At 68.5% G+C, this 15803-nt stretch carries 17 protein-coding genes; 4 read left to right on the top strand and 13 right to left on the bottom strand.

The features are described 5' to 3' along the window. Positions 1–31: 31 nt before the first annotated feature. Both ASE96_RS03960 and ASE96_RS03955 read right to left on the bottom strand, forming a co-directional pair. On the bottom strand, positions 32–580 hold the full coding sequence (locus tag ASE96_RS03960) for a DUF4395 domain-containing protein (RefSeq protein ID WP_082492553.1): 549 nt from the start codon (positions 578–580) through the stop codon (positions 32–34). An 80-nt stretch (positions 581–660) separates the two neighbouring features. Continuing rightward, the gene (locus ASE96_RS03955) at positions 661–1680 is read right to left on the bottom strand and encodes an exonuclease domain-containing protein (RefSeq protein ID WP_056426203.1); all 1020 of its coding nucleotides are present in this window, start codon (positions 1678–1680) and stop codon (positions 661–663) included. 143 nt (positions 1681–1823) lie between these two features. Between ASE96_RS03955 and ASE96_RS03950 the strand changes: the two genes are divergently transcribed. Further along, a complete protein-coding gene (locus ASE96_RS03950) occupies positions 1824–2591 on the top strand; it encodes a VTT domain-containing protein (protein ID WP_056426200.1) in 768 nt (255 codons plus the stop codon). A 200-nt stretch (positions 2592–2791) separates the two neighbouring features. Here the strand turns inward: ASE96_RS03950 and rdgB are convergent, their stop codons facing one another. The 6 genes from rdgB to clpS all read right to left on the bottom strand — a co-directional run bounded on the left by rdgB (position 2792) and on the right by clpS (position 7270). Further along, positions 2792–3427, bottom strand: coding sequence for an RdgB/HAM1 family non-canonical purine NTP pyrophosphatase (gene rdgB, locus ASE96_RS03945; RefSeq protein ID WP_056426676.1), 636 nt, complete (start codon positions 3425–3427; stop codon positions 2792–2794). A gap of 80 nt (positions 3428–3507) precedes the next feature. Continuing rightward, on the bottom strand, positions 3508–4266 hold the full coding sequence (rph, locus tag ASE96_RS03940) for a ribonuclease PH (protein ID WP_056426197.1): 759 nt from the start codon (positions 4264–4266) through the stop codon (positions 3508–3510). A gap of 98 nt (positions 4267–4364) precedes the next feature. Then, positions 4365–5162 carry an MBL fold metallo-hydrolase gene (locus ASE96_RS03935; protein WP_056426194.1) on the bottom strand — a complete coding sequence of 266 codons (798 nt, stop codon included), beginning with the start codon at positions 5160–5162 and terminating at the stop codon, positions 4365–4367. Further along, the gene (murI, locus tag ASE96_RS03930; RefSeq protein ID WP_442853877.1) at positions 5159–6187 is read right to left on the bottom strand and encodes a glutamate racemase; all 1029 of its coding nucleotides are present in this window, start codon (positions 6185–6187) and stop codon (positions 5159–5161) included. The genes ASE96_RS03935 and murI overlap by 4 nt, the downstream gene beginning before the upstream one ends. A gap of 155 nt (positions 6188–6342) precedes the next feature. Continuing rightward, positions 6343–6909 carry a DUF2017 domain-containing protein gene (locus ASE96_RS03925; protein ID WP_056426187.1) on the bottom strand — a complete coding sequence of 189 codons (567 nt, stop codon included), beginning with the start codon at positions 6907–6909 and terminating at the stop codon, positions 6343–6345. Next, the gene (gene clpS / locus ASE96_RS03920; RefSeq protein WP_056426183.1) at positions 6902–7270 is read right to left on the bottom strand and encodes an ATP-dependent Clp protease adapter ClpS; all 369 of its coding nucleotides are present in this window, start codon (positions 7268–7270) and stop codon (positions 6902–6904) included. The genes ASE96_RS03925 and clpS overlap by 8 nt, the downstream gene beginning before the upstream one ends. Positions 7271–7483: 213 nt before the next feature. Between clpS and ASE96_RS03915 the strand changes: the two genes are divergently transcribed. The 3 genes from ASE96_RS03915 to ASE96_RS03905 all read left to right on the top strand — a co-directional run bounded on the left by ASE96_RS03915 (position 7484) and on the right by ASE96_RS03905 (position 10004). Beyond that, positions 7484–8812 (top strand): nicotinate phosphoribosyltransferase, encoded by a 1329-nt coding sequence (locus ASE96_RS03915; RefSeq protein ID WP_235500095.1) that lies wholly within the window; start codon positions 7484–7486, stop codon positions 8810–8812. After that, positions 8812–9498 (top strand): isochorismatase family protein, encoded by a 687-nt coding sequence (locus ASE96_RS03910; RefSeq protein ID WP_056426180.1) that lies wholly within the window; start codon positions 8812–8814, stop codon positions 9496–9498. The genes ASE96_RS03915 and ASE96_RS03910 overlap by 1 nt, the downstream gene beginning before the upstream one ends. A gap of 158 nt (positions 9499–9656) precedes the next feature. Next, positions 9657–10004: a hypothetical protein gene (locus ASE96_RS03905; RefSeq protein ID WP_056426177.1), complete on the top strand. Its 348-nt coding sequence runs from the start codon at positions 9657–9659 to the stop codon at positions 10002–10004. A gap of 97 nt (positions 10005–10101) precedes the next feature. Here the strand turns inward: ASE96_RS03905 and ASE96_RS03900 are convergent, their stop codons facing one another. The 5 genes from ASE96_RS03900 to ASE96_RS03880 form a co-directional block, all read right to left on the bottom strand. Next, positions 10102–11886, bottom strand: coding sequence for a DEAD/DEAH box helicase (locus ASE96_RS03900; RefSeq protein WP_056426173.1), 1785 nt, complete (start codon positions 11884–11886; stop codon positions 10102–10104). Between the two features lie 211 nt (positions 11887–12097). After that, entirely contained in the window at positions 12098–12406 is a 309-nt protein-coding gene (locus tag ASE96_RS03895; protein WP_395940323.1) for a DUF3039 domain-containing protein, read from the bottom strand. Positions 12407–12518: 112 nt separating this feature from the next. Then, on the bottom strand, positions 12519–13301 hold the full coding sequence (gene nagB / locus ASE96_RS03890) for a glucosamine-6-phosphate deaminase (RefSeq protein WP_056426167.1): 783 nt from the start codon (positions 13299–13301) through the stop codon (positions 12519–12521). Positions 13302–13417: 116 nt separating this feature from the next. Then, positions 13418–14989 (bottom strand): hypothetical protein, encoded by a 1572-nt coding sequence (locus ASE96_RS03885; protein WP_056426164.1) that lies wholly within the window; start codon positions 14987–14989, stop codon positions 13418–13420. Then, on the bottom strand, positions 14971–15777 hold the full coding sequence (locus ASE96_RS03880) for an ABC transporter ATP-binding protein (RefSeq protein ID WP_056426160.1): 807 nt from the start codon (positions 15775–15777) through the stop codon (positions 14971–14973). Before ASE96_RS03880 ends, ASE96_RS03885 begins: the two co-directional genes overlap by 19 nt. Positions 15778–15803 lie beyond the last annotated feature (26 nt).

The raw sequence follows: 15803 nt of genomic DNA, 5'->3' as shown, positions 1-15803 counted from the left end.
GCCGGCCGCTGCTGCTGTTATTCCAGGCGCCCTAGGCGCGGCGGAGCGAGATATTGTTGCAGGCCTCGCACACGTCCTCGCGGATCAGGCCGCGGCGCTGCAGGAAGCCGAAGATGGCGCAGCCCAGGCAGAAGCCCGCGAACGCTTCGAGGGAGGCGGCCACAATCAGGACCGCGAGCAGGATCCACGCCGCCGGCGCCAGTCCCGCAGCCAGCAGGACCGAGGCGGTTGTGGACATCGCCGCGCCAATGCCCTGCGCGAAGCGCTTCGGCGGTCCCGGGACCAGCCGGGTCTTCCCCAGGCGCGGCGCCAGGACCTTGACGGACAGCAGGGCGAGCGGGGAGATCCGCGGGCCGAACAGAACCCGCAGCCAGAACCCGGCGGCAATCGCGGCCGGGCCCCAGCCGAAGCCCGTCACCAGCGTCACCGCGGACAGCAGCACCACCAGTCCGGCGGTGATGCGGGCGGCGTACTCATTGACCGGGTTCGGAAACGCGAAGACCGTCCGCCAGTCGATTCCGCTCGTCCGGGCAGATGCGGGGGCCGGAGTCCCGGAGGGTGCCGAGGTCAGTCTGCTCATCGTCCAAGGCTAGGAGCAGGCCGCGCCCGGGCGGAATGTTTGTTGCGCCGTATGACCCCTCACGTGGCTCAGCGGCTTGTTCAGGCGATCGCGGCGGAGGGGATGTGGCCGCCCACCATCTGCAGGAATTCCCCCTCGGAGAGGACCTCGATCCGCCGGCCGCGCTCATGCAGCTCCAGCACGCGCCGGGCTTTGCCGGTGAGGCGGCCGGAACGCAGGTCGGCGGCCACGAACCCGTCGCCCACCACCAGGACGGTGGTGCGGGCCGTAACCCGGCTCTCCGGCCTGGCGCCGAACTCGGCCGAACGGATCTTCGCCTCGGGCCGCGGTATGGCGAGTTCGCCGGTGAACACCACGGTCTGGCCGAACAGCGGGTGTCCGGGATCGGCGAAGGCGTTCGGCAGCGGGTTGGCGCCTTCCTCGGGCCAGCCCGGCTGGTAGGCCCGGACCGGGGCGACGGCACCCGCTCCCCCGGCGAGTGCTTCCAGCGCTGACTGGCTGGCCTTGGAGAGCGGATCGAGCAGCGGGTCGAACGCCGGCTGGCGGGACACGGCCAGGCCCAGGGACAGGTGAAGCTCCGCGATGCTGCCGGCACCATTGCGCGCAGCGATGTCGATCAGGATCCCGGCGCACGCCCGCGCGTCCTCGGCGGCGTCGTGGTGGTTGACCAGCGGGACCCCGGCTTCCTCGGCCGCATACGGCAAGGAATTGGACACCAGCGAATAGCAGCGGCGGGACAGCATCACCGTGCAGACGTAGTCGTAAGCGGGTCCGGCGAGGCCGGAGACCTCGAGGGCGGAGCGGATCACGCCGAGGTCGAAGGCGGCGTTGTGGGCGGCCAGGATGTCCTCGCCGATGAAGGCGCCGATCTCCGGGAACAGCTCACCGAAGCGGGGCAGCCCGGCCACCTGCTCTGGCCGGATGCCGTGGATCCGGACGTTGTGGTGGTCGAAGCGGTCATGGTTTTCCGGCGGCCGCATGAGCCAGGACGCTTCCTCGACCACAACGCCGCCGCGCACTTTCGTGAGCCCCACAGCGCAGGGTGATCCCCGGAAGCCGTTCGCGGTCTCAAAGTCGATCGCCGTAAAGTCCAAACCCACGCTCCAACTTTACCGTCGGATTCCGGCCGGCCCGGGCCGCACCGCGCCGCGGCCTGCGGCGGACCGCGGGAACCAGCCGGAAGCGCATGCGGAAACGCCCGGCGGCGGCCGTCAAGTACCCTTAACAAGTGAACCTTCTAGCTTTGAGTGACTTTGCCGTGTCCACGATCGGCGGCGCAGGACCGGTCCAGCCGCAGCTGGCCTCCTTCCTGCCCGACTGGCTGAACCCCCAAGTCTTCCTGGCCGACCCCGCCCTGGCGCCGTGGGTCGTCCTGCTGGTCTGCGGCATCATCTTCGCCGAAACCGGCCTGTTGGTGGGCTTCTTCCTCCCGGGCGATTCGATGCTCTTCACGGCCGGGCTGCTGGTGGCCACCGGGACCATCAAGGTCAACATCTGGGGTTTCGTGGCGCTGATCATAGCCGCGGCGATCATCGGCAACCAGATGGGGTACCTGATCGGGTCCAAGGCCGGCCCGGCCATCTTCAACAAGCCCAACTCCAGGCTCTTCAAGCGCGAAAACGTCGACAGCGCCCACGCGTTCTTCGAGAAGCACGGCGGAAAGGCACTGATCCTGGCCCGCTTCGTGCCGATCATCCGGACCTTTGTGCCGGTCATTGTGGGCGTCGCCCAGATGGACAAGCGCAAGTTCTTCTTCTTCAACGTCGTCGGCGCCGTGCTGTGGGGCGGCGGCGTGACCCTCCTCGGCTACCTCCTGGGCGACACGTTCCCGTGGGTCCGGGAAAACCTGGACATCATCTTCATCGTGATCGTCCTGGTCTCCGTGATCCCGATCGGCATAGAGGTTGGCCGCGGCTTCATCGCCAAGCGCCAGGCCGAGAAGTACGGCACGGACCTCGTTGAGGAATTCATTGAGGAGCACGAGCCGGAAGAGGAACGCAAGACGCCGTAACTCCAGCTCCGGACGAGCTGGCCGGACTAACAGGCTAAAAGGAAGGCGCCCCACGATGTGGGGCGCCTTCCTTGCTTATCTGTCCGTTGTCGGACAAGGCGGCGGCTGCGGTCCGGGGGGCACTTTGACACGGACACGCCGCGGACGCGGGGCCTAAGAGCCGGAATCGTGCCCAAAGGCGCCCCGGACGGTGGCAGCGGCTACCGCCCGGACAACGCCTCCACGATCGCCGGGAGCAGCGCCCGGAAAGCGTGCCCCCGGTGGCTGATGGCGTTCTTCTCCTCGGGGCTCAGTTCGGCGCAGCTGCGGTCCAGTCCGCTGGGCTGCAGCACGGGGTCGTAGCCGAAGCCCCCGGTACCGCGGGGTTCGCGCAGCAGGGTCCCCTCGAGCTGCCCGTACTCCACCACTTCCCGGCCCTCCTCAGGGGCGGAACCTGTGCCTAAGCCGGGCACGGCCAGCGCCGCGGCACAGACGAACGCGGCGCCCCGGAACTCATCCGGGACGTCGGCCAGCTGGTCCAGCAGCAGCTGCAGGTTGGCGGCGTCGTCCCCGTGCCGGCCGGCCCAGCGGGCCGAGAAGATCCCGGGCGCCCCGCCCAGCACGTCGACGGCGAGCCCGGAGTCGTCGGCGATCGCCACGAGCCCGGTGGCCTGCGCCACCGCGCGCGCCTTGAGCAGCGAGTTCTCGGCGAAAGTCACCCCGGTCTCGGCGACGTCGGGGGCCCCGACGGCGCCGGCGTCCACCACCTGCGTGTCGACGTCGAGGCCCGGCACCTGCCCGCGCAGCAGTTCACGGAGTTCCCGGAGCTTGCCCTGGTTGTGCGTCGCGAGAACCAGCCTCGGACTGTTTTGGTGCTGTCCAGCGTCCTGCTGGGCTGCATCCTGCTTGTCTGCGCTCTGCTCCGCTGCGCCCTCTGTCACGGTGCTTCCGCCAGGGTCTCGCGCTGGATGGCGGCGAGCTGCTCGGTGCCCATGAGGGCGAGGTCCAGAAGCTTGTTGAGTTCATCACGGTCGAAGGGGGCGCCTTCGGCGGTGCCCTGGACCTCGACGAACTTGCCGGACCCGGTGACCACAACGTTCATGTCGGTTTCGGCGCGGACATCCTCGACGTACGGCAGGTCCAGCATGGGGACGCCGTCGATGATGCCCACGGAGACGGCGGCGATCGTGTCGGTCAGGGGCTGGGCGTTGCGGGCGAGCATCTTGTTCTCGCGGGCGAAGCGGATGGCCTCGGCGAGCGCCACGTAGGCGCCCGTGATGGCGGCGGTGCGGGTCCCGCCGTCGGCCTGCAGGACGTCACAGTCCAGCACAATGGTGATCTCGCCCAGGGCCTTGGTGTCGATGATGGAACGCAGGGACCGGCCGATCAGCCGGGAGATCTCGTGGGTGCGGCCGCCGATCTTGCCCTTGACGGATTCGCGGTCGGAGCGGGTGTTGGTGGCGCGCGGCAGCATGGCGTATTCGGCCGTGACCCAGCCTCGACCTTCGCCCTTGAGCCAGCGCGGCACACCTTCAGTGAGGGACGCCGTGCACAGCACCCGGGTGTTGCCGAACTCGATCAGGGCCGATCCCTCGGCCTGCTTGGACCAGCCGCGGGTGATGCTGATCGGGCGGAGCTGATCGGGCGTGCGGCCGTCTGCGCGGATGATGGGGGCGGTAAGGGCATCGGAAGTCATGCCTTTAGCTTATCGACCCCGGCAGGGACCTCCGCGCGGTCCGCGTTTCGGTCAGAGGGTGTGCCGAGCGCGGGTCAGAGCCTGAGGCAGGGCGTTCGTCAGACCGTGTAATGCACGCCTGCCACGGCCACAGCCACGTGCTGGCCGAAGACTCCCTTGGCTTCCGCCATGACGGTGGTCGGGGACGTCCACACGGGGATGTGTGTCAGCAGCAGGCGCCGGGCACCGGCGGCGACGGCGGCCTCCCCCGCCCGCTTCCCGGTCAGGTGCACGTCCTTGATGCCGTCGTCGCGGCCTTCCTCGAAGGCCGCCTCGCAGAGGAACAGATCGGCGTCGCGGGCCGCGTCTTCCAGCCCGGTGCACGAGTCGGTGTCCCCCGAATAGCTGAGCACCCGGGTGACAGGGGTGCCGTCCTTGTCCGGTTCGGTGACCTCCACGCGCAGTGCGTAGGCCTCCTCCACCGGGTGGTTGACGGTGTACGGGGTGACCGTGAAGGGGCCCATGGTCACCGGCTTGCGCTCGGACCAGTTGCTGAAGTCGAATTCCTCGTGCATCCCGGGGTCCAGTTCCAGGCCGTAGGCCGTGGCCATCCGGTCGGCGGTGGCGGCGGGCCCCCACACCGGAATCCTGCCCCGTCCCCAGCCGCCCGGCTTCCAGCGCACGGCAACGTGGAGCCCACACAGGTCCATGCAGTGGTCCGGATGCAGGTGGGTGAGGAAGATCGCGTCAATGTCCTCGAGATCCGTGTAGCGCTGGATGGCGCCGAGCGCCCCGCTGCCGAGGTCCAGGACGATCTTCCAGTCCCGTTCGCCGTCGTTGGCGGTCAGCAGGTAGCACGACGCCGGCGAGCCCGGACCCGGAAACGATCCGGTACAGCCCACGATGGTCAGCTTCACAGCAGATTTCCCCCGCCCGCGGATCCGCCGACGAAGTTGGAGATCCGGGGACGACCCGCACCGGCCTGGGCGGCGGCGATCATTTCCGGCGTGATCCTGGCGAGGCTGCCCGTGGGGTACTGGGCCGCGACGTGGTCCACGTGGCGGACGCTGAGGACCTCGGGTCCGAGGAAGCGGCGGGCGAGGTGCTCGAACTGTGCCGCGTCCCCCGTGGCGATGAAGTTGTGGGACGGCTCCGTCGCGTCGGTCCGTTCCAGGCCGCGGGACGCCAGGGCCCGGTAGACGTCCTTGGCCGTTTCCTCGGCGCTGGAGACGAGGGTGACGTCCTCCCCCATGACATAGGAGATGACGCCGGTGAGCAGCGGATAGTGGGTGCAGCCCAGCACCACGGTATCCACACCGGCGGCCTTGAGCGGTTCCAGGTACTCGCGGGCGACGGCGAGCAACTCCGGGCCTGTGGTAATGCCGGCCTCGACGTAGGGCACGAACGCCGGGCAGGCCACCGAGGTGATGTGCAGGTCCGGGGCGGCGGCGAACGTGTCCTCGTAGGCGCGGGAGCCGACGGTGGCGGAGGTCCCGATGACACCGACGCGGCCGGTGCGGGTGGCGGCGACGGCGCGGCGCACGGCCGGTTGGATCACTTCGATGACGGGGATCCCGTAGCGGGCGGTGTAGCGTTCGCGGGCGTCGCGCAGCACGGCGGCGGACGCGGAGTTGCACGCGATGGTCAGCAGCTTCACGCCGGAATCGACCAGTTCGTCCATGACGCCCAGGGCGTTGGCCCGGACCTCGGCGATGGGGAGAGGTCCGTAGGGCCCGTGGGCAGTGTCGCCGACATAGAGGATGGATTCGTTGGGCAGCTGGTCGATGATGGACCGGGCGACGGTGAGTCCGCCGACGCCGGAATCAAACACACCGATGGGACGCGACCCCATCTGGCTGGCGGTCTGGCTGCTGGCGGTGTTGCTCGCTGGGGAGTCCGCAACAGCTACCGCTGCCGGATCCATGCTCGATGCTGAAGTCATGATTATTCGAGGATAGGGCTTACCCATGGGCGCGGCCATTACATTGTGTTGTCGGACTCATGTCGGATCGGTCACACGCCGCGGCAGGCTCGGCCGCCCGCCGGGACCGGGCGCCGCTACCCCGCCGCAGTTAAGCTGCCAGTTCAGCGGCCGGTTCAGCCGCGTGTCTCCAGCGACTGCAGCATCGCCTGGACCAGGGATTCCTGGAGCCACGTGGTGAAGTTGTACACGAGGGCCAGGTAGCTTTCGACGTCTTCGGCCTGGGACCAGTCCTGCATCAGGTGCACGTGCCCGGCGTCCTCGTCGTCGCGGATGTCCAGGCGTTCGGCCAGCACCAGCCGGACATCGTTGAGCGCCATGGACCAGTGCCTCGCGTCGTCGGGGGTCAGGACCAGGTCGTCCTTGTCCAGTCCGAGGGACGCGGCTTTCAGCGCGCCGATCTTGCTCTCCCGCAGGGAGCGCTCGGTGTACCGGCGGAACTCCAGCGAGGCGGCGGCGTCGTTCTTCGAGACGCTGGGCAGCAGCCGCCGCAGGGCCCGGTCCGAGGGTTCGCGGGCCTCGGCGTCGAGTCCCACCAACGCGGCGAGGGGGTCCTGGTTGGCGCGTTCCTCGGGCTCGAGCATAGATACAACGTCGTCGAAGAGGCTGCGCAACAGTTCCCGCTCGGCCGGTTCCAGGTAGCCGGTGATGCCCTTGATGCCGTATTTGAATGCCTTAGCCACGTTTTCCCTTGCCCTTGCCCGATCCCTTGCCGTCGCCGCCGCCGGTGGCTTGTTCCACCGTGGCCCAGAGACCGTAGCCATGCATGGCTACTGCGTGCTGCTCCACCTGCTCCTTGCTGCCGTGCGCCACGATGGAGCGGCCCTTCTTGTGGACTTCCAGCATGAGCTTGTTGGCCTTGGCCTCGGAGTAGCCGAAGTAGCTCCGGAACACGTAGCTCACATAGCTCATCAGGTTCACCGGATCGTTCCAGATCACCAGGTTCCACGGGATGTCAGGGGCAGAAAGGACATCGGTCGACGTCACTGTTCCGGTCTGGGTGCTCTCCTGGGTGTCAGGGCCGAGCGCAACGCTAAGGGTCATCTGTCCATTCTATGGGGAGGATGCGCCCACGCCGGCGATGGCCCCGCGGCGAAGCGAAGCGAGACGTGGGAGCCGGTGGGTGGGCCCACGCCGGCGAKGGCCCCGCGGCGAAGCGAAGCGAGACGTGGGAGCCGGTGGGTGGGCCCACGCCGGCGAGGGCCCCGCGGCGAAGCGAAGCGAGACGTGGGAGCCGGTGGGGACTAGAGTGAATTCGTGAGTACCTCAGCTGGCTGGGACCGTCCCCGCACGTCCCTGTACACCGATCATTACGAGCTGACCATGCTTCAGGCCGCGCTGCATTCCGGCGCCGCCCACCGCAGGTCCGTGTTCGAGGCCTTCGCCCGGCGTCTGCCGGACGGGCGCCGCTACGGCATTGTGGGCGGCACGGGCCGGCTGCTGGAGGGCCTCGCGGACTTCCGGTTCGGCGACGTCGAAATCGACTTCCTCCGCCGCACCAATGTGGTCAACGAGGAGACCCTGGAGTACCTGGCCGGGTTCTCCTTCTCCGGCGACATCTGGGGCTATGCCGAGGGCGAAGCGTACTTCCCGAATTCCCCCATCCTGATCGTCGAGTCCACCTTCGCCGAGGCCTGCATCCTCGAGACCTACCTCCTCTCGATCCTCAACCACGACAGCGCGATCGCCTCAGCGGCTTCCCGCATGATCACCGCGGCCGGCAGCCGCCCCTGCGTGGAGATGGGCTCCCGCCGCACCCAGGAGGAATCGGCCGTCGCCGCCGCCCGCGCCGCCATCATCGCCGGCTTCGACAGCACCTCGAACCTGGAGTCCGGCCTGCGCTACGGGCTCAAGACCGTGGGCACGGCCGCGCATTCCTTCACCCTCCTGCACGACTCCGAGCGCGAGGCTTTCGAGGCGCAGATCGCCTCCATGGGCGCGGGCACGGCCCTGCTGGTGGACACTTACGACGTCGAGGCGGCCGTGCGCACCGCCGTCGAACTGGCCGGCGACAAGCTCGGTGCGGTGCGCCTCGACTCCGGCGACCTTGTGGCGCAGGCGCAATGGGTACGCCAGCTCCTGGACGATCTGGGCAACGAGCGGACCCGCATCATCGTCACGTCCGACCTGGACGAATTCGCCATCGCCGCCCTGCAGTCCGCGCCGGTGGATTCCTACGGCGTCGGCACGTCCCTCGTGACCGGTTCCGGCGCCCCGACGGCCAGCATGGTCTACAAGCTGGTCAGCCGCACCGACGACGACGGCGAATTCGAACCCGTGGCCAAGGCCGCCAAAAACAAGACCAGCAAGGGAGGGCGCAAGTACGCGCTGCGCAAGCTCAACGAGCGCGGCACAGCCACCCAGGAAATTGTCGGAATCGGGCACCGCCCGGAGGACGACGGCAACGACCGTCCCCTGCTGCAGCAGTTCGTCAAGAACGGCGAACTCCTGCCCGGCTGGACCGGCGCGGAGGGTGTGCTGCGCGCGCGCCAGCGCCACGCGGACACCATGAAGGAGCTTCCCGCTGTCGTCAACCGGCTGCAGCGCGGCGAAGCAGCCATCCCCACCATCTACGAGGAGAACTGATGTCCCGCGCCCTGATCATCGTCGACGTCCAGAACGATTTCTGCGAAGGAGGCTCCCTGCCCGTCGAAGGCGGGGCGGAGCTCGCCGGCGCCATCAGCGAATACGTCGACGCCCACCACGGACAGTTTGACCACATCGTGGCGACCCAGGACTGGCACATTTCCCCGGGCGCGCACTTCTCGGAAGACCCGGACTTCGTCGACAGCTGGCCGACGCACTGCGTCGCAGGAACCCGCGGCGCCGAGCTCCACCCGGATCTCGACACCGAATACATCCAGGCCTACTTCCGCAAGGGCCAGTTCACCGCGGCCTACTCGGGCTTCGAGGGGCTGCTGGCCCCGGACGACGCCGTGCCCACCGGTGACCGGAAACCCGGCGCCATGCCGGCCTCCGGCACCGCTGCCGGCAGCAGCGAATCCGACGGCTCCGACGACGGCGAGGCTCTTGCCGGCGACTTCGCCGCCGGCGAGGACGCGATCGGGCTGGACGACTGGCTGCAGAGCCACGACGTCGAGGACGTAGTGGTCGTCGGAATCGCCACCGACCATTGCGTTAAGGCGACTGCCCTGGACGGGGTGCAGGCCGGGTACTCCGTGACCGTGCTTCGCGATCTCACCGTCGGGGTGGCCGAGGATCTCGACGACGCCATTGCCGAAATGGAACTCGGCGGGGTCGACATCGCCTGAGCGGCGCGCGGGCCGGCCCGGCCGCGTATCGTCCTGTTTGTGTCGGCGCCTGTTTGTGTCGGCGTTCCGACGGACGCTGGCCGCAACATCCGCACCGCCGCAGTAGACTCGAAATCCTTGCCAATATCGTCTGACCAGTAAGAACCCCGGAGTACATCATGAAGAAGACCCTTACCGTCCTGATCGCTGCCGGGGCCCTGCTCGGTGCCGCCGGCTGCTCGGCCCCGCAAGACACCACCGAGGAAACCTGCGCCCGGATCCAGACCGTCGGCGCGGGGCCCACGTCCGCGGCGGACAAGGCCGGCATGATCCGCCTCGCCAACCGGCTCCGGCCCATCGAGGCCGCCGCGTCGGGAGAGATCCAGGCTCCGCTGCACTCCATCATCGAATACCTGGACGCGTCGGCTCAGGAGAACCCGGACTCCGCCAAGCTGGAGGAGCTGCAGGGGTCCTACACCGCTGCGGGCCAGAAGCTGAGCGCGCTCTGCGGCGCCGGCGGCCAGTAGCGTCGTACCTGCAGCCGCGAAGAGCTGTCAAAAAAGGACCGGGAAACCCCGGTCCTTTTTTGTGCTATTTGTGCCTGTTTCTTTGGGCCTGCGGCCGTTACTTCCGGCCGATGAACCAGTCCTGGAGCTTCCGCAGCCGGGTCTGCAGCTGTTCCTCGTTGGCCTGCGCCACGGCCGGGCCGCCACAGACCGTCCTGAGCTTCGTGTGGATGACGCCGTGCGGCGTGCCGGTGCGCGCGGACCAGGCGGCGACGTTCTTCGCCAGTTCGGTGCGCAGGTCCATCAGCATGCGGTGGTCCGGCACGGCGGGTACGGCCGCGGCAGCGGCACCCTGCGGCGCGCGCGCGTTCTTGCGGTTGAGCTGCTCGTGCTGGCGCTGCCGCAGCAGCGTGCCCACCTGTTCGGCGTCGAGCAGGCCTGGAATGCCGAGGAAGTCGAGCTCGTCCTCCGAGCCCACCTCGCCGCCGGTGCCGAACTCGCCGCCGTCGAACAGCACACGGTCAAAGGAGGCCTGCGAATCCAGCGCCTCGAACTTTCCCTTGGTCAGCGAATCGGAGGCTTTTTCCTCGCGGTTCGCCTCGTCCATCAGCGAGTCCTCCGGGTTGAAGAGGCCGTCGCCGTCTTCCTTCTCCGGGCGGTCCAGGGCATGGTCGCGCTCGGCCTCCATGGAGTTCGCCAGTGCCATCAGCTGCGGCACGGACGGCAGGAACACCGATGCCGTTTCTCCGCGTTTCCGCGCGCGCACAAAGCGCCCGACGGCCTGGGCGAAGAACAGCGGCGTGGCCGTGGAGGTCGCGTAGACGCCGACGGAGAGCCGGGGGACGTCAACGCCTTCGGACACCATACGCACGGCCACCATCCAGCGCTTCTCGCTGGCGGTGAACTCCTCGATCTTGCTGGAGGCTTTCGCGTCGTCGGAGAGGATCACCGTGGGCGACTCGCCCGTGATCCTCTTCAGCTGTCCGGCGTAGGCCCGCGCGTCCTCGTGGTCGGTTGCAATGACCAGCCCGCCGGCGTCGGGAACGGTCCGTCGCACCTCGCTGAGGCGCTTGTCCGCCCCGGCGAGCACAGCGGGAATCCATTCGCCTGCAGGGTTCAGCGCGGTCCGCCAGGCCTGGGACGTGACGTCCTTGGTGACGGCCGCTTCGCCGAGTGAGGCCGCCATCTCCTCGCCGCCGCTGGTGCGCCAGCGCATCTGGCCGGAGTAGGCCATGAACATCACGGGACGGACCACGTGGTCCCGGAGCGCCTTGCCGTAGCCGTAGGTGTAGTCGGCCTTGGAACGCCGGATCCCGTCCCGGTCCTCAGCGTATTCCACGAACGGGATCGGCGACGTGTCGGACCGGAACGGCGTACCCGTCAGCGAGAGCCGCCGCGCTGCGGGTTCGAAGGCCTCGCGGAGCCCGTCGCCCCACGACAGGGCCTCGCCGCCGTGGTGGATTTCGTCGAGGATGACCAGCGTGCGGGCGGCCTCGGTCTTGGCCCGGTGCAGCATCGGTTTGCTCGCCACCTGCGCGTAGGTGACAGCGACGCCGATGAAGCCGCGGCCGTGCTGGCCGTCGGCGTTTTTGAAGTTCGGGTCGATGGCGATGCCCACCCTGGCGGCAGCATCGGCCCACTGGCGCTTCAAGTGGTCCGTGGGCGCCACGATGGTGACGCGGTTGACGATGTTGGCCTCGATCAGCATGGAGGCCACCCGCAGCGCAAAGGTGGTCTTGCCGGCGCCGGGCGTGGCGACCGCCAGGAAATCCCGGGGATGCGTGGTGAAGTAACTGTCGAGGGCTTCCTGCTGCCAGGCACGGAGTTTCGGCGCGGTGCCCCAGGCTGCCCGCTCCGGATACGCGGGAGGCAGCACGGGACCGCCAAAGAGTGTCTCTGTCACCTAGGTGCCCTCCATTCCGCGTACTGCCGCCGCTGACGGAGAAACCCAATTAAGCACAAAAACACCAATCTCTTTCGGATGAACCGTGAGTTGCCACTGGCCAGCATGGACCGGGCATCATTCGCCGGAAGAACAGCACTCCCGGGGCAGGGCGGCGCGGCTGAGCGCGGAACGTGCGGAGCTGTTGCGCCCCCGCAGGGCTTGGGCCGTGCTACTTGTCGCCGGAGCCCTTGCCGCCGTCGTTGCCCGGGCGGAGGCCGTCGTAGACCTCTTTGCATTCGGGGCAGACCGGGAACTTCTTCGGATCGCGGCCCGGCGTCCAGACCTTGCCGCACAGCGCGATGACGGGTTCACCGGACAGCGCGGATTCCATGATCTTTTCCTTGCGCACGTAGTGCGAGAAGCGTTCCCGGTCACCGGGTTCAACTTCCTGGCGCAGTTCCTCGCGCTCGATAGTGGCCGTGGACGTCCCCGCTCCGGAGAGCTCGCGCATCGGGTCGTTTTCGAGAGGATCGGTCATGCTGTTCATGAGATCCATCTTAGCCGCTGGATCGGACAGAACGGCGCCGGCAGGGCGGAGGCCCGACGGCGTCAGGGCTGCGGCTGGGCGCCAATACAGGGCGGCTACAGCCCTACAGCCCCTGCCACGACGGCTTGTTTTCGTAGCTGTGGCGGTAATAATCGGCGAGCCGCAGTGACGACGCCGCCGCTTCATCGACCAGGATTGTGGCGTGCGGATGCAGTTGCAGGACGGAGGCCGCGCAGATGGCGGCGACCGGCCCTTCCACGAGGTCGCGGACCGCCCGGGCCTTCTGCGCGCCGGTGGCAATGAGGATCACATGCCGGGCCTCCAGGATGGTTCCCAGTCCCTGCGTCACAACATGGTGCGGAACGTGGGACAGGCTTCCGAAAAACCGTGCGTTGTCCCGGCGTGTCTGCTCGATCAGGGTCTTGATGCGGGTCCGCGAGGCCAGGGATGAGCCGGGCTCGTTGAATCCGATGTGGCCGTCGGTACCCACTCCCAGCAGTTGCAGGTCCACTCCCCCGGCGCCGCGGATGGCGTCCTCATAGGCCTGGCAGGCTGCGGGGATGTCCGCGGCCGAGCCGTCCGGGCCGTGGACGTTTGTGGGGTCGATGTTCACCCGCTCGGTGAATTCGCGCCGGATCACCTCCCGGTAGGACTCCGGGTGGCCGGCCGGCAGCCCCACATATTCGTCCAGGGCAAAAGCCCGCACCTGGCTGAAGTCGAGTCCGTCCCGTTCGTGCCGCAGGACCAGCTCGTTGTAGACCGGCAGCGGTGATGAGCCGGTAGCGAGTCCCAGGACGGCGTCGGGTTTGCGCCGGAGCAGTTTCTCTATCGCGTCCGCCGCGAGGGCCGCGATCGGCTTAGTGCCGGACAGAATGACGACTTCCATGGCCCTGCCTTTACCTTTGCGTTGCCCTTCGCCTTAACTTCGCCTCTACCTCGCCGCATCCGTTGCCGGACGTCCCTTACTGGCAGGTTATCCCAGTCCGGTCCGCAGCGCCCGCGTCAGCGGTTGACAGCCAGCTGGGCCAGCAGCTCCGGCCCGCGGGCATCGAGCCACTTGCCGCCCAGCCGGACCCCGGCGGCCAACAACGCGAGCCCCAGGACCGGGCCCAACACCACATTGATCCAGCCCGGCAGGGCGCTGCCGGTGACGAACTGCGCCGCCAGCAGTGCCGCCTCGGGGATGACCAGCACCAGGAGCACTCCCATGCCGCCGAACTGCACCGCCAGGGTCTGCGCCACATTGCCGGGCGGCTTCTTGAAGGGGCTGTCGCCGGGGAGCGGCACCGCGACGGTGTAGCGCGCCGAGACCACGGACGAAAGCCCGACCCCGCTGAACAGGACCCCGAGGGACAACCCGAGCACTCCGGGCAGGAGCTGCCAGTCCGCACCAAACAGGAACGGCAGGACGCTGAGCCCCACCACTACCGGCAGGGCGAAGACCAGGCACGCCACCGCGCGGCCGAGCCGGTCGTGGACCCCGCGCACGCCCGTGGCGACATGCAGCGCAAAGGCGGTGTTGTCATAGGACACGTCTGTCGAGATGGACCAGGCCAGCAGGAACGCGGTCAGCGGACCGACGAAGAGAAGCAGCCCGTAGGACCCCGTCTGCGTGGCTTGGAACAGGAACAGCACGGGCAGCAGCGGGACGACGACGAGGGAGCCGGAGTACCGGGGGTCCCGGAGCCAGTAGCTCAGGGACCGCGCCGCCACCGCGCCGGCAGGCGTCGCCGGGAACAGCCTGAAGAAACCCAGGCCGCCGGCCCTCTTTTTGGAGGTGCCGGCATAGGGCGTCGTCACGAGCGCCCGCTGCAGGAGGAGCTTCCAGCACAGCGCGAGTCCGGCGAGGGTGGCCAGGGCGATCAGGAACTTCAGGCCTGCAGCGCCATAGCTCCCCACGGCAAGCTCGCCGCCGAGGGACCACGCGGCCCCGGCCGGGGTCCAAGACAGCGTGCGGGCCAGCGCGGCCAGGAAGTCCCCGGATCCGGCAATCCCTTCGGCGACGCCTGTCACGATCGGGCCCATCAAGACGAGGGGAATCAGGAAGACCACAGCGCTGGCGTCCTTGAAGCGGCGGGAACTCGCAAGCCCCGCCGTGGCAGTGGTGACCACTTTGGACAGCACAATGCAGCTGAGCACACCGAGGACCGCCCCCACCAGCGCGCCCGCTGCGGCGGGGAGGCTCCGAGACCAGGTCCCGACGGTGCCGAGTGCCACCAGGGCGGTCGCCGTGCCCGGGATGCCGATCAGCCCGCCGAGTGCCAGCCCGGTCAGCAACTGCGGCATCGGCACGGCGAAGGTGGTGAACCGGGCCGGGTCCAGTGTCATATCGGCGGCCGCGGCCGCGACCGGAATAACCGCCCAGCCCAGCAGCGCCGCGGCGCCGCCCAGGACCACCACCGTCTGCGCCAGCCCGGCGTCCTGTCCGCGGAGCACCAGGAGCCCCGCGATGGCGAGCCCTACGAGTCCCAGCGCATACAGCACGCCGATGCCGAGACCCACCAGCTGCCAAGGGCTGCGCCGGACACTATTGCGCAGCAGGGTCAGCTTGAGCCTTAGAAGGTGCGCAACCATTCCAGCCCTTCCGTGTGGTTGCGGCCGCCGACTAGCTGGACGAAGCGGTCTTCGAGGGACGCGCCCGCGCGGACCTCGTCGACCGTCCCGGCGGCCAGCAGCCGTCCGGCCGCCACGACGGCGACGTGGTCGCACATCCGCTGGACGAGGTCCATCACGTGGCTGGAGACGATGACAGTGCCGCCGGAAGCCACGTAGCGGTCCAGGATGTCCCGGATGTTGGCGGCGGACACCGGGTCCACGGATTCGAACGGCTCGTCGAGCACCAGCAGCCGGGGCGCGTGGATGAGCGCCGAGGCGAGGGCGATCTTCTTGGTCATGCCGGCGGAGTAGTCCACTACCAGTGTGCCGGCGTCGGGGCCCAGGTCCAGGGCAGCGAGCAGTTCCGCCACGCGTCCGGACACAACGTCCTTATCCATGCCGCGCAGCAGCCCGGCGTAGGTCACCAACTGCTCGCCGGTCAGCCGGTCAAAGAGCCGTACGCCGTCCGGCAGTATGCCCATCAGCTTCTTGGCTTCCAGCGGCTGCCGCCATACATCGACGCCGTGCACGAACGCCGTGCCGAAGTCGGGCCGCAGCAATCCCGTGGCCATCGACAGTGTGGTGGTTTTGCCGGCGCCGTTCGGGCCGACGATCCCGAAAAAGGATCCCGCCGGAACGTCCAGGCTGAGGCCGTCGACGGCGATCTTCCCGCCAAAGCGTTTGGCCAGCCCGCGCAGGGACAGGGCCGGGACCGGCGGGGGCGGCTGGTTTTCAGGGGCATGCGGACCCGGTTGCTGAAAAGTCATGTCGTCAGACTAACCGCCCTATGGCG

Source organism: Arthrobacter sp. Leaf69, assembly GCF_001422645.1.
Taxonomy (GTDB): domain Bacteria; phylum Actinomycetota; class Actinomycetes; order Actinomycetales; family Micrococcaceae; genus Arthrobacter.
Note: the sequence above shows the minus strand (reverse complement) of the source record. Positions and strands in the feature narration are given on the sequence as shown.